Source organism: Bacillus sp. CPT56D-587-MTF, from assembly GCF_058792335.1.
The window spans coordinates 42,555-57,233 of record NZ_JBYTEF010000002.1; the positions used below are offsets into that span (position 1 = coordinate 42,555).

Genomic DNA, 14,679 nt, shown 5'->3' on the forward strand with positions numbered 1-14,679 from the left:
TTTGAACAGCCTTCAAGATGAGGGTGTGTCATCACCCCTCCTAAGACAGACCATATAGGTTCTTAGGCTGATTGACTATTCCCGCCAACCACAGGAATAGTCATCGCCCCAACGATATCACGATGTTTCTCAAATCCACATGGGCACTTGTATGTTCTGTCTTGCGCCTTGTTCTTTTCAGAACATTTCGGACATGTTTGACTTGTATAAGAAGGGTTCACATATTCGACCTTTATGCCAACTAATGTCGCTTTGTACGCGATGAATTGTGCGAAACGATGGAATGACCAAGTGTGTAGATTTTTTTCGTTTTTACGGCTTGTTCGTACCGTCTGTCTCATGTTCGTGAGTTGCTCTAATCGAATGACAGAAATAGTATGATCCGTTGCAAAATCGACGATTTCACGACTTACTTTGTGGTCTTGCACCCATCTTTGTTCTTTATCATCAAGTTGACGAAGGGCATTCCGTTTCTTAGCTTCTCCTAACTTCTTGCGAACACTGTGAAACTTACGTTTCATACATTTATTTTGCCTACCGTTCCCGAAGAAACGAACTGTATCATCATCTGTGATGGCTACCGCAGGAACTTTAAGACCTAAGTTTACTCCTAAAATCTTTGTTCCCGTTTTTTCGTTTGTAGGAATTGTGACAGATATTTGAGCAATCCATTTAGCAGATTTCTTCGTGATACGAAGTGTACCTAACTTGTGCTTCGACAATTCGAAATTGCGATTATATTTGTCAATTCATAAAGCGCGAACCTGTAAACGAGTTGACTTTCCGTTTACCATAAACGAAATTGAAATGTGCGTGAAATCAAATGAATCGTTTTGGTTATTCCATACACAAACAGGTCTTTTTAGAATCGGAACGATTTTGTATGCACTCTTTTTCACCTTTGTAGAAAACACACTTTTCGCATCTTTCATTGCTTGATTTTTCACCGCACTTGGGAGATTGGCTTCCATATCTTTTGTACTTTTCTTCGTGCTTTTCTTTGCTTCAACCATTTCAGATACAAGGGCATTCATGACTTTTATATACTCGTGGCTACTTTGTTCCAATAGCATGATTTGTTTTTTTTGTTGGCAATCATTGGTTCTGGTGCAAAAAAGCGAAATGATTTGAAAATGCTCTTTCAAACTTGGCAATACTGGTGCTATTACTAAAAAAAGGTGTGTGATCAGTATGGAAAAAGAAAATATATTCAAATGGAAACAGTATCAGCCTGATATCATTGTATTAACCGTACGTTGGTACCTGCGGTACAACTTAAGTCTTCGTGATTTAGTGGAAATGATGGAGGAAAGAGGATTATTCTTAGTACATACAACAATTATGCGATGGGTGCATCAATATGGACCAGAATTAAATGAGCGTATTCGAAAACATTTGAAACCAACCAATGATTCTTGGCGTGTGGATGAAACATACATCAAAATCAAAGGAGAGAAAATGTACTTATATCGCGCGATTGATTCTGAAGGAAACACGATTGATTTTTATTTAAGTCGTAAAAGAGATGCGAAGGCTGCCAAACGTTTTCTAAAGAAAGCCTTGGCTTCTGTTCATGCCACAAAACCTCGTTCGATAACTGCTGATGGCGATAAAGCCTATCCTGTTGCAGTACGTGAACTAAAGGAAGAAAAGTGTATACCACACGGTATACCACTTCGTGTAAAAAAATACTTAAACAATATCATTGAGCAAGATCATCGGTTTATCAAAAAACGGATTCGGAATATGCTAGGATTGAAATCATTCCCTACAGCTATAAAAATGATTACTGGAATAGAAGCTATGCATATGATCAAAAAAGGACAAACTCTCCAAGGGGAGAAGTCTGTCCAAAAGCAGATATATCTTATCAATGAACTCTTTGGTTTAACAGCATAAAGTTCCATTCCGTTAGGAATCTTCTATTCTTTTTTCACATTCCACTATTGTTGCACCAGAACCCTTAAAAATCAAGCGATTACAGATGCGAAAAATGTACTTTCTACAAAAGTGAAAAGAGTACATACAAAATCGTTCTGATTTTAAAAAGACCAGTATGTGTGTAGAATAACCAAAACGATTCCTTTGGCTATACACACATTTCCATCCCGTTTCTGGTAAAGGGCAAGTCAACATGTTTACAGGTTCGTGCTTTATTAATCGACAGATACAATCGCAACTTCGACTTATTGAAACACAAGTTAGGTACCTTTCGTATCACAAAGAATTCGGCCAAACTTCTTGCTCGGAAGAAAGAGTTTGTTTGGCTAAAGGAAGTAAAATGTATTGTGATGTAGTCGTTTGTTCGCCACTTTACGGATATGTATACATGCTTTTTCAAAAAATAAAATAGTGGCTTCGCGTTTTAGATATAAACGAATATGCTCAAAGCATGGGGATGATAATGGACATATTATTTAGGGAGAAAACGCTGCCATGTGCTGTTTACATAAAGAATCCGGTTTTGTCCGATTTTAGAGAGGGTTTAAACTCAATCCGTGTTTAGAAATAAAAAGAATAAATTGTAAAAACTCGATTTTGTCCTAGAAGGGTTCTAATTTATGTTTCTAGAATAACCATGAAACTCTCTGTATTCTTCTCACTACATAAAAATAAAGACAAAGCCGAATGGATGTTGTTCTGAATCGGCTTTGTCATGGGTGTGCAGTATAGGTAGAAAACCCAATTTACCTTCTGTAGGGGGAAGGAGAATGTTGGATTGTCTTTACTATACCATAGATGGTTTAATAATATAATTTGAAAAATTACCTTTGTTAAAGAGATGATAATGGGGGTTTAGGGTATAAAAGAATTTTAGCTATGGGGATACTTATTATTCGTATTTAATCGTCATTTTGATTTTAAATATGGAAATGAGGAGTATATAGTAATGCTTGTTCATGATGTTTATTAAATCTAATTTATGGATTATGAATTTTATTGCTAGTATACAGTATTTGCTTACAATGGATCATCTAGGTCAAAATGAGGACAAGATTTCGTAAGTGAGTGTATCTATTAAACGAAATTAGAATGTACTATTCTAATTTTTAATGAGATGGAAAATATCATAATGTTAAAGTTGGTGAAGGAGTATATGATTGGTTTGCTGAATAAAATAATAACGACTTTCTCATAGAAATAAATAAAAACAGCCGCATCACCATCTATGAAAGAGGTGCAACTGTACATGTGAAAATTTTCCTTATAACGTTATTGCTATAGGAAACATGATTAGGTTACTGTTACTATAACAGGGAGATGAAAACAACGAACTATACAAATAACCTTTTTCAAAGAGGAAGCACCCGTCTGCATTTTTGAAGATGGTTCTTAGCGAGGAGACTTTTGGGGTTTGGATTGGCGGAATTTTATTGGTTGGTATAACCAATAAAATTTTTTTGCATAGTTTGTTAATATATACTATGTATACAGAGGTGAGTATGTGGAGAATAATGTGAATATATCCATAACGAATCCACAACCTGAAGAGAGAGATTTTGAAGAGAATTATTTAACAGGTACATGGTTATTTGTATGGATAGTTTTGATTATTGCTTTTGTATTATTTTTTATTACAAGAAAGGATGTAAACAATTATCCTATACCAATGGGGATATCCAATCCGTCAATAAATGGTGTGCAAACGACTGTAAATCAAGATAAAATATATATTACAAATGCAAATACAGGACTTGTATCTATTATAGATTCAAAAACAGATCAAATGAAATCTATATTACCATTTCGATGATAATGTAAATAGAGAGAATAGTACAATACAGGGTAAAGGACATTGAGTTTATTGAAGGTGGCTGAGGTGTTGTAAAACGGCAGAGTCAGCGATTGTAAATGGTGACTGAAAACAACTGGAATGAGTCCCAAACGAGCGTGATTGCATCATTTTGTGGAGGGAATTATGGTTATGATAAATTCAGTTATTAACAGGGAATTTTTAAGTGTGACGGCTAATATGCTTCCACAGAAAGTCAAGGATGGTTTTAGGAAGGAAATAAGGAGTAAACCAAGGGAGTGCAAAAGAAAGTTTAAATGCAACATTATCAGAATTAAAAACCAGGATTCTGATTGATTTACAAAACAATATAGATGAACAATTATAAGAGCCAAATTTGAAATCCATAAAAAATAGTGGGTTGAAAGGGCTCTTTTTATATGTGAAAAAGAGAAGAACACAGAGTGGTCAATGTATTTCATGAATCGTCAGTATTTATTAAGGTCCTTTCTGGCAGATACTTTGTGTCATTGTGAGTTAAAACAGAAACGCAAGAACTTCCGAAAACCCAATCTTTAAAAATCTGAAGTTTTTTCGGTCATGAGAAGAAGAGTTGGCGAAAGTGTAGCGTGTTCTTGCTGGAAGAATAAAAAGATCTTCTCGTTAACATAAGCAGCGAGTAAAAGTAGCTAGTATTTATGAATACATGACGAATACTAGAAAAAATTATTTGGACAAAGCCTCAACTGAAGTTCATCAAAAACTACGATGTGATTAGTGTAGCGGATTTGCAAGTATTGAATAGGTTACAGAATTATAAGCTAGCAAAATCAAATAATGGGGTATCATGGATGCATTTTGAGAACTATGCTCGAATACAAAGCAAAATGGCACGGTAAACAAGTCATTGTCGTATTGAAAACATTTGCTTCCAGCCAAATATGCTCTTGTTGTGGATATCAAAACAAAGACGTTAAAAATGTAAACCTAGGTAAATGAAGCTGAACTTCTTGTTTTATACACCACGATAGCGATAGGAACGCGAGTATCAAGCTGAAGAATGAAGTGATAAGATCTCTAATCGCAAGTACTGTGGAACTAACATAATAAATTAGAATTCGATAGAAGCCTTTACTGGGGAATTCTGCTTCTTCTAAACGAAGTGAAAGTGGGAATATAGGATTAATTATTCCAAGAGGCAATGCAGAAAAAAATAGAGATTACCCTGATTTTAGTCAATGGATCTATAAATATGAGATTTCTATTGTTCGATTTTGAAAGAAAAATAAGTTTGAATCTATAAACGGTACCCCGTTATAAAGGACGCTTTAAAATAGAAAATTAGTTAATATCAAGAAGAGAATTTCTATATTTAGCAAAGGTCATATTTTTAAATTCTCTGCATGTAGCCTTTGAAAAAGAAGAAATATCCTCTAATATAATTGATTCTTTAGGAATGTAGCTGGGTAGCGATGCCCCTACAACCAGGATCTTGTGACTAAGTATTTAAGTTCGTCTTAATTACGGACAAACTTAAACTTTATACATTTCAAAAATATAATATTATTAAAGTGTACTATATAAAATGTAGAATTAATTTATGTTTTATATTTAATTTATTAGGGGAGGGAACATGCATGGCAGGTTTTTTAGGTATGATTACAGTGTATGCAGCTTTGGGATTACCAGCTATTGTCACGGGATTATTGGGAATCTAAGTGAAATGTAGTTACAATAGAATATGGCTATACAGAAAGAAATTTGATCACTTTATCAGTAAATGAAGAAAAATATGCTATCCTTATTTTTTAATTGGGATAGCATATTTTTTAGTTCTGTTGTAAAGTTTTTTGAGCTAATCTATAGGACAGTAAGAAGAATCGTATGATAGGTGGGTTTTTTAAAGAAAAATAATGAAAAAAGCTAGTATCTTAGTTATTGCAATGCGCATATTTAAGGGAAATTCAGAATTAAAACGTAACTACTCAGCTTCTTCAAATAAAAAAACAGGCCAAATACATGTTTCCGATTCGAAAACATGAAAAGAAAATACTCCAATCAGAGAAAGAATCTATGCCAAATAGAGAAATTCTCTTATGAAGTCGTGTTATTCCAAGGAACCGTTCTAGTTTCTATGACTTGGTTTATCGCTTGTAAGACCGATTGTTTTTGTTTTTTCATGGTACTCATAAAGCTTCGTATCTGACAAAAAGATTCTGCGCCTTTCTTACTTCGGAAAGTCCCAGACACTTTCTGTTTTACTTTCGTCATCCGAATATCCCGTTCTGCTTGATTGTTATCAAATGGAATGGCTGGATGTTCTAAAAACGCTAGAATTCTGTCAGAATACTTGACGAAGCGATTCCATAAATTTTGAGAAGGCGTCTGCTTTCCTTTCTTCTTTTGTTTCGTGGAAAGAATCTGTTGTTCTTTCAATATGGATTGATACATAATAAACAGATTCTTTTGCGTCGCTTTTGGCATGGTACCTTCGGATTGCTTTTTCATCGTCAACGCTTGCGTTAGAAATTTCTGCATCTGTTGTGCCCATTGTTCTCCAGTACTATCTATAATTCCTTGTAAATCTCGTAAGAGATGGGCATTACATAAAACGTGACGACAATCTGTATACGCATCATACGATTTCCAACCATCATGCATCGCAATTCCAGAAAAAGATGGCAAGATTTCTCCAGCATCCATTGCTTCTTTTCCACGTTTTTGATGAATATGTTGCAATGTCACCTCCGGTGTACTGGCAGTATGTAACCATTGTGTTTTGTTTTCTACACGCATACCAGTTTCATCAAAATGGACAACAGGAGACTGCAGAATCTTTTCCTTTACTTCTTTTATGAATGGCTGCAATTGAGAAGCGAAAGCCTGTGTATGATTTACCAGGGTTCCTTCGCTTATAGAATGTCCAAAACAATCCTGAAAGAATTCTTTTGTTCGCTTCAAAGAAATGCATTGATAATGCGTTAAATAGGGAATCAGTCTTTTTATATTTGGACCATATTGAACAGGACGAGATACTGTCGAAGGAAATTGGGCTTCTTGGATAGAATGGCAATGTGGGCATTCTTTCTGTTCTACTTTATGTTCTGTCACTTCGATCTGAATAGGTGGTAAGTCATACACTTGGCGAATGCGATACCCTTTTACAGGCTCGTGGTTCAAGGAAGTATGACAACAAGTACAATATGTAGGAGAATGTGTAATCGTATGATCTGGAGTCGCTGTCAAACCAAGAGTATGTCCCTTGTGGCCCAACTGGCCACCCGTTTGACGATGAGACGGTTTGCGCAAACTTTTTGTAACGGGCTTACCCAAACCATCTGTAGAAGGTGGCTTATGACTATTTTTGGAGTTTTTTTTGAAGCATTTTCTAGTTCTTGTATACGTTTTTCTAACTTAGAAAATGTTTCTTCAAATAAAGAAATAACAGCTTCAGGTCCTTTTTTATATGTATCTAAAATAATTTTTCGATCGACCATAAGATTCACCTCCCCTGTTTGATATACTCAGTATTTACAAATGGGAGGCATATGAAACTAGTAAAATTTAAAAAAGACACCGAAAGGTGGCTGAGTAGTTACATTAAAACTTAACAACAGAGAGATTGCTCTAGTACACAGAGCTCTTTCATTAAAAGTAAAAACTGTTTTGCTATTTATCCTTTTCGGCAAGAAGACTCCATCTGATTTGTGTTACAGGTGAGACTCAACAATTCAGGTGGAGATGAATTGTCGTCAGAAGGTTCTGGTGCAAATAAAGGATACATTCCCAAAAAATAATGAGGATTCCTACTGGAATCATTCTTTACGCTGTGAATCCAAATAATTGATGAATAAATTCTTTTTGATTGCGAACAGACTGATTCTGTAAATCCACCTGTTCTTTTTTTATCATGTGCATGGCTTCTACTCCCGCAAGCATACATGTAGCTGTGCCAAAAGATTTAAAACCTAACATAGAGCGTACACGTTTTTTAATGAAGCGATGGTCTTGCTCCACTACGTTATTTAGATATTTTATCTGCCGAATTTGAGTGCCTAACGGCACTTTTTTCTCGTTCTTTAATTTGGTGATAGCAACTGGATAAGCAGGATTTTTATCAATTGTAATTGTACGAGGTTTTGAGGCATGAAAAGATTGCAAAGCTTTCTTAAAGAATCGCTTTGCAGCCTTATGATTTCTAGTTTTACTAAGATTGAAGTCAATCGTATTTCCTTCAGAATCAACCGCACGGTATAAATACATCCATTGCCCTTTTACTTTTATATACGTTTCATCCACTCGCCATGAATCATTTGTTTGTTTCAGATGACATCGGATACGTTTATCCAGTTCCGGTCCGTATTGATGGACCCAGCGCATAATCGTTGTATGTGCTAAGGATAATCCTCTTTCTTCCATCATTTCCACCAAATCTCGAAAACTTAGATTGTACCGTAGGTACCAACGTACAGTTAATAAAATTATATCTGGTTGGTAATGCTTCCATTTAAACAAATTGTCCTTTTTCATACTGATCACATCCCTTTTGTAGAGTAATCGTATCAGTATGTCCCAAATTAGAAGATTACTTGCAATTAACCTAACTTTTTTGCACCAGAACCACAAAAGTATCCAACACAACTGTGCGAAAGATTGTGCTAGAATACATTCATTACTACAATTGTGTGCGAATTCAAGAAAAATTAAACCACCTATCCCCTAAAGAATTTAGGGAACAAGTGGTTTAGGTGTTTTGATAGGTGTCCCGTTTTCAGGGTTCACTTCAGGGAAATGAGCTTTTTAATCATTTATTCGTCGCAAAAACGATGGTTTTTGATAATTATATTTTTTGATAAATGAAAGGAAAGCAGAATATTGGCTAGGTACTATTGCGCAACGAGACCGTAAACTATTTGCACATTGGAAATATGGGATACTACCGGCAACGAATAATGGGAGCCGTATGAGCTGAGCGGTTCACGTACGGTTCTGAGAGAGACTTAGGGGGAAGTTCCTTAGGTCTACTCACTTTCTGATAGGTGTCATTGGGAGCAAAGAAGATGCATTAAAAATTAAAGAAGACCTAACGGTCTTCTTACGGGAAAAACTAAAATTGGAGTTATCTCAAGACAAGACTTTAATCACAAGCAGCAAGAAATTAGCTCGATTTCTTGGATCCGACATAATGATTTCCCGAACAGAATCATCGATGAAAACAGAAGATTGGGGAGTAAAAAGAATATTTTCATTCGCCCCAGTTTTATATGTTCCCAAAGAAAGATGGATACGAAATCTTCTCCAGAAAAATGTACTCGAAATTAATAATAAGACAGGTAAATGGAAACCGAAGTCTCGCTCCTTCCTACGTAATCTCGAAGACGTAGCGATACTATCTATATACAATACAGAGATAAAGGGGCTATACGAATACTACAAACTGGCGCGAAACGTATCAGTTATAAATAAGTATAAGTACATTATGGAGTACAGTATGTATAAAACCTTTGCTGGTAAATACAATACGAGCGTACGAAGTATTATTAATAAGTACAACATTAACGGGAAATTCGGGGTTAAGTACCAAACAAAAAAAGGAACAAAGATAAGATACTTTTACGATAAAGGATTTCGAAGACAGAAAAATACTAATAATAAAATTGACTACGATACTCTTCCCAACATCATGAAAAATTTGGGAAGAACGAGCTTAGTAGACAGATTGTTAGCTGAAGAATGTGAAATATGTGGCACAATAAAAACACCACTAGAAATACACCACGTTAGAAAACTAAAAGATTTAAAGGGAAAAAGAAGATGGGAGCAAATTATGATAGCCAGACGTAGAAAAACTATCGCTCTCTGTTCTCGGTGTCACATAGATTTACATGTAGGCAGATTAGATTGATAAATGGAGAGCCGTATACATTGAAAGGTGTACGTACGGTTCGGGGGGGAGTTTTTGGAAACCTATCATAGTAATATGGAAAGGCGCTGGATTCTTACCCTACCTTCTTAACACCATGAACTATAAAGATTTAAATGGAATTGAAACCCTAATTTCAGATTTAATTTTGCAGTTATTAAGTTATATGGCTGAGGATGAAAGAAAAAGAATCCGTGAAAGACAAAAAGAGGGAATTACAATTGCACTTCAAAAAGGAGTTAAATTTGGCCGCAAAAAAGTTGAAATTGATGATACTTTTAAAGAAACTTATCAAGAATGGAAAAATCATAAAATTACCGCAGTAGAAGCCATGCAAAGAGTAGGGATGAAGAGTAATACATTTTATAGAAGAGTCAAAGAATACGAATATAGCTTAGAAAAAAGCAAGCTCGCTTAAAAGAAAAGCTTGCTTTTTTCTTATTCCCCCTTTTCGAGGGGATGGGCAAAAACACCCTACTTCTAAACGAAGTAAAAGTGAGGTAGTTCAAGGCTGGTATGAACTTAATAACTGCCCTATATAATCAATTTGGACACAATCTTGGAAAGGATCAATGAAGAGGAAATGTTAAACTGGTTAAAGTGTGGGAAAATCATTGAGGAATAAGATTAAATTGACACACTTTGTATTATCTCCCTTTTTTAGGGTGAGCAAAAAAGCGCCAGATGCATTGTATAAATGTATTTCTCATATATATTCACAGTGAAAGAGCTTGTCTCATAGTATAATGGTGAGCACTATAATAGATTTTTCACAAAATGAGCAAGTATATGTGACCTAAAGAAAAAGGAGGGTAAAAAGGCTTTTCTTTATTTAAAAGAGGAGTGGTCAACGTGGAAGAATTACAAGATGTAAAAAGGGCAGTACAAGAAATTAAACAAGATATTAAGGAAATAAAACTTGAAATGAAGAGCTTAGAAATGAGAACAACAGGAAATGAAAAAGATATTATTAATATTAACAAACACTTGGATAAAATCAGTGCAAATACAACTTGGATATTACGTCTAGTTGTAGGTGGTATTATTGGAGCAATTTTCACATTTTTATTAAAAGGAGGAATATAGATATGAGTTTATTAAAAATAATATCAGCTATGAAATTGAGAGTTATTAAGAGGAAACGGCATCAATAGAACAATAATAAACGAATATCAAAATTTACTATAGCTGTACGAATGTGGTATGAGAAGAAACTATTTATCAAAAGAAATCCCCCATTGTCTGGTGAGACGATGGGGGATTTCTTATCTTAGAAGTCGAAAAACAACTAAGACGGTTTGTTCGATGGCAATATCATTATACCGCATTTTTGAATGAAAATGACCTGCAATTTTTAACTTTTAAAAAGGTGAAAAATAAAACGTAACTACTCAGCTTCTTCAAATAAAAAAACAGGCCAAATACATGTTTCCGATTCGAAAACATGAAAAGAAAATACTCCAATCAGAGAAAGAATCTATGCCAAATAGAGAAATTCTCTTATGAAGTCGTGTTATTCCAAGGAACCGTTCTAGTTTCTATGACTTGGTTTATCGCTTGTAAGACCGATTGTTTTTGTTTTTTCATGGTACTCATAAAGCTTCGTATCTGACAAAAAGATTCTGCGCCTTTCTTACTTCGGAAAGTCCCAGACACTTTCTGTTTTACTTTCGTCATCCGAATATCCCGTTCTGCTTGATTGTTATCAAATGGAATGGCTGGATGTTCTAAAAACCCTAGAATTCTGTCAGAATACTTGACGAAGCGATTCCATAAATTTTGAGAAGGCGTCTGCTTTCCTTTCTTCTTTTGTTTCGTGGAAAGAATCTGTTGTTCTTTCAATATGGATTGATACATAATAAACAGATTCTTTTGCGTCGCTTTTGGCATGGTACCTTCGGATTGCTTTTTCATCGTCAACGCTTGCGTTAGAAATTTCTGCATCTGTTGTGCCCATTGTTCTCCAGTACTATCTATAATTCCTTGTAAATCTCGTAAGAGATGGGCATTACATAAAACGTGACGACAATCTGTATACGCATCATACGATTTCCAACCATCATGCATCGCAATTCCAGAAAAAGATGGCAAGATTTCTCCAGCATCCATTGCTTCTTTTCCACGTTTTTGATGAATATGTTGCAATGTCACCTCCGGTGTACTGGCAGTATGTAACCATTGTGTTTTGTTTTCTACACGCATACCAGTTTCATCAAAATGGACAACAGGAGACTGCAGAATCTTTTCCTTTACTTCTTTTATGAATGGCTGCAATTGAGAAGCGAAAGCCTGTGTATGATTTACCAGGGTTCCTTCGCTTATAGAATGTCCAAAACAATCCTGAAAGAATTCTTTTGTTCGCTTCAAAGAAATGCATTGATAATGCGTTAAATAGGGAATCAGTCTTTTTATATTTGGACCATATTGAACAGGACGAGATACTGTCGAAGGAAATTGGGCTTCTTGGATAGAATGGCAATGTGGGCATTCTTTCTGTTCTACTTTATGTTCTGTCACTTCGATCTGAATAGGTGGTAAGTCATACACTTGGCGAATGCGATACCCTTTTACAGGCTCGTGGTTCAAGGAAGTATGACAACAAGTACAATATGTAGGAGAATGTGTAATCGTATGATCTGGAGTCGCTGTCAAACCAAGAGTATGTCCCTTGTGGCCCAACTGGCCACCCGTTTGACGATGAGACGGTTTGCGCAAACTTTTTGTAACGGGCTTACCCAAACCATCTGTAGAAGGTGGCTTATGACTATTTTTGGAGTTTTTTTTGAAGCATTTTCTAGTTCTTGTATACGTTTTTCTAACTTAGAAAATGTTTCTTCAAATAAAGAAATAACAGCTTCAGGTCCTTTTTTATATGTATCTAAAATAATTTTTCGATCGACCATAAGATTCACCTCCCCTGTTTGATATACTCAGTATTTACAAATGGGAGGCATATGAAACTAGTAAAATTTAAAAAAGACACCGAAAGGTGGCTGAGTAGTTACAATAAAACATGTAGCCCTTATTAGTTTAATAGATGTTTTATATAAGCCTAAAAACGATGGTTATGAGTCAATTGAAAGGTCCAACCAAGAAAAAACACTCGGAAGAGTGTTTTTCTTGGTCAGGCTGTGGAGAAAGTCTTCTCCACAGCCTGTTTTTGTGTCTGAACCTCTTTTTATGTGTCAACACTGATAAAAAAGAGGAAAAGGAGAGATTTTTTATGATGGGTGCTTTAAAAAATCATCGTGATGAGCGTGTATCTGTTTCTGTAGAAGAGTTGGTTCCACAAGATCATTTCCTTCGTGCAATTGAAGCGACAATTAGTTTTGATTTTATTGAAGAGAAGTTACGCCCTTATTACTGTGAAAACAATGGACGCCCGTCCATTCATCCTATTGTTTTATTTAAGATGATGTTTATTGGATATTTTTACGGTATTCGTTCTGAGCGTCAATTGGAAAAGGAAATTAAAACGAATATTGCCTACCGTTGGTTTTTAGGGTTTTCTCTATCGGATACTATTCCGGATCACTCTACAATCAGTTGGAATCGTCGTACTCGTTTTATTCATACAAATATTTTCGAAGAAATTTTTGATGAGATTGTGAGACAAGCGACGGAGCACCGGATGGTAGGAGGACGTGCACTGATGACAGATTCTACACATATTAAGGCCAATGCCAATAAAAATAAATTTGTACATAAATATAAAAAAGAAAAAGCAAAGTTTTATATAGACGAGCTAGAAGCTGCGGTAATCGAAGATCGTGAGGTACATGGAAAAAAGAATTAAAACCTAGAAAGGAAAGTGATACCCCTACCAAAAAAACTCGTATAAGTACAACGGATCCAGATAGTGGATTTTTAATGAGAGATGGAAAACCAAATGGTTTTCATTTCTTGGATCATCGTACGACTGATGCGAAGTACAATATTATTACAGATACCTATGTAACGGCTGGAAATATGGCAGATTCCGAGCCGTATTTAGCACGCCTCCAAGCTCAGATTGATAAATTCGACTTCAAAGTAGAAGCTGTTGCCCTTGATGCTGGCTATTTTACAGGATATATCTGTAAGAAACTATCAGAACGGAATATATTTATGGTGATGGGGTATCGCCGATTTGGAAAACGGAATAAAGAAGTACCGAAAAGCCAATTTAAATATGTAGAAGAAATGAATGTTTTCGCTTGTCCGATGGGATGTATTCTAGAATATGTAACAACTGATCGTGAAGGATACCGTCAATACAAATCGAATCCAGAAGACTGCGCTGTTTGTCCGTTACGTGAGGTGTGCTTTTCAAAGAAACAAAAACAAAAAGTTATCACTCATCATGTGTGGGAGAAATATAAGGATATTGCTAGAAAAAACAAGCTAACAGCTACAGGGAAAAGGTTGTATAAAGTACGCTGTTCCACTATAGAGCGAAGCTTTGCAGACGCCAAAGAACTACATGGCTACCGCTATGCCCGGTTTCGAGGGCTGAAGTCTGTCCAAATGCAAGCTTATCTCACCGCAGCTTGTCAAAACATGAAAAAAATAGCCCTCCACCTGACCAAAAAGGGTCAGGTGGAGGGCTATTTTTTAAAATTCTATTATTTTATGTTGTTTTTATTCGCTAAAATCAAAAAAGATTCCAGAGTGTTGGGAACCCTAAAGGGTTTCCCAACACTCTGACCAAGAAAAAACACTCGGAAGAGTGTTTTTCTTGGTTGGATTTGATAAAAAGTTTTGCTTTCCAATCTAATGCATACATAAAACAAGTAACAACTTTAAATTAACTATATCATATAAATTAAGATAAAATATATGTGTGTTTGTACTTTTATAAAGGTAAAAAATATAATATAAATATGTGCGAAGGTTGACTCAGACGTGCTTCTTTTATATTTCAATAGGACATAATTTTTTTTGAAAATATGATTTTACCTGAAGGAGCATTTCGTTTTTCAAAATAGGCGTAAAATGAGAGGGGTGATATAAAAAGACGTTAAAAGTGAGAGGAACACTAACG

At 35.4% G+C, this 14,679-nt stretch carries 5 protein-coding genes and 8 pseudogenes; 9 read left to right on the plus strand and 4 right to left on the minus strand.

Annotated features, from left to right (window positions below):
* Positions 1 to 62: 62 nt before the first annotated feature.
* Positions 63 to 1,073: pseudogene (locus AC3WVZ_RS29495) on the minus strand (RNA-guided endonuclease InsQ/TnpB family protein).
* Between the two features lie 118 nt (positions 1,074 to 1,191).
* On the opposite strand from AC3WVZ_RS29495, the gene AC3WVZ_RS29500 reads away from it, so the two are divergent.
* The 4 genes and pseudogenes from AC3WVZ_RS29500 to AC3WVZ_RS29515 all read left to right on the plus strand — a co-directional run.
* A complete protein-coding gene (locus AC3WVZ_RS29500; protein ID WP_100910607.1) occupies positions 1,192 to 1,899 on the plus strand; it encodes an IS6 family transposase in 708 nt (235 codons plus the stop codon).
* Between the two features lie 63 nt (positions 1,900 to 1,962).
* A pseudogene (locus tag AC3WVZ_RS29505) lies at positions 1,963 to 2,249 on the plus strand (RNA-guided endonuclease TnpB family protein); the annotation flags it as partial.
* 1,208 nt (positions 2,250 to 3,457) lie between these two features.
* Complete coding sequence (locus AC3WVZ_RS29510; protein WP_233936789.1) at positions 3,458 to 3,754, plus strand: hypothetical protein; 297 nt, start codon at positions 3,458 to 3,460, stop codon at positions 3,752 to 3,754.
* A gap of 488 nt (positions 3,755 to 4,242) precedes the next feature.
* Positions 4,243 to 4,840: pseudogene (locus tag AC3WVZ_RS29515) on the plus strand (RNA-guided endonuclease TnpB family protein); the annotation flags it as partial.
* Between the two features lie 987 nt (positions 4,841 to 5,827).
* On the opposite strand, the pseudogene tnpC (AC3WVZ_RS29520) reads toward AC3WVZ_RS29515, so the two are convergent.
* Both tnpC (AC3WVZ_RS29520) and AC3WVZ_RS29525 read right to left on the minus strand, forming a co-directional pair.
* A pseudogene (gene tnpC / locus AC3WVZ_RS29520) lies at positions 5,828 to 7,230 on the minus strand (IS66 family transposase).
* A gap of 325 nt (positions 7,231 to 7,555) precedes the next feature.
* Positions 7,556 to 8,263, minus strand: coding sequence for an IS6 family transposase (locus AC3WVZ_RS29525; protein ID WP_233936647.1), 708 nt, complete (start codon positions 8,261 to 8,263; stop codon positions 7,556 to 7,558).
* Positions 8,264 to 8,352: 89 nt separating this feature from the next.
* Here AC3WVZ_RS29525 and AC3WVZ_RS29530 point away from each other — a divergent pair.
* From AC3WVZ_RS29530 to AC3WVZ_RS29545, 4 genes and pseudogenes are all read left to right on the plus strand, one after another.
* Positions 8,353 to 8,481 (plus strand): annotated as a pseudogene (locus AC3WVZ_RS29530) (IS3 family transposase); the annotation flags it as partial.
* Positions 8,482 to 8,942: 461 nt separating this feature from the next.
* Positions 8,943 to 9,638, plus strand: a complete 696-nt coding sequence (locus AC3WVZ_RS29535; protein ID WP_233936791.1) for an HNH endonuclease — start codon at positions 8,943 to 8,945, stop codon at positions 9,636 to 9,638.
* Between the two features lie 103 nt (positions 9,639 to 9,741).
* Positions 9,742 to 10,074, plus strand: a pseudogene (locus AC3WVZ_RS29540) (recombinase family protein); the annotation flags it as partial.
* A gap of 434 nt (positions 10,075 to 10,508) precedes the next feature.
* A complete protein-coding gene (locus AC3WVZ_RS29545; RefSeq protein ID WP_233936794.1) occupies positions 10,509 to 10,742 on the plus strand; it encodes a hemolysin XhlA family protein in 234 nt (77 codons plus the stop codon).
* A 414-nt stretch (positions 10,743 to 11,156) separates the two neighbouring features.
* Here AC3WVZ_RS29545 and tnpC (AC3WVZ_RS29550) read toward each other — a convergent pair.
* Positions 11,157 to 12,559, minus strand: a pseudogene (tnpC, locus tag AC3WVZ_RS29550) (IS66 family transposase).
* Positions 12,560 to 12,879: 320 nt separating this feature from the next.
* Here tnpC (AC3WVZ_RS29550) and AC3WVZ_RS29555 point away from each other — a divergent pair.
* A pseudogene (locus AC3WVZ_RS29555) lies at positions 12,880 to 14,249 on the plus strand (IS1182-like element ISBth7 family transposase); the annotation flags it as partial.
* Between the last annotated feature and the right edge of the window lie 430 nt (positions 14,250 to 14,679).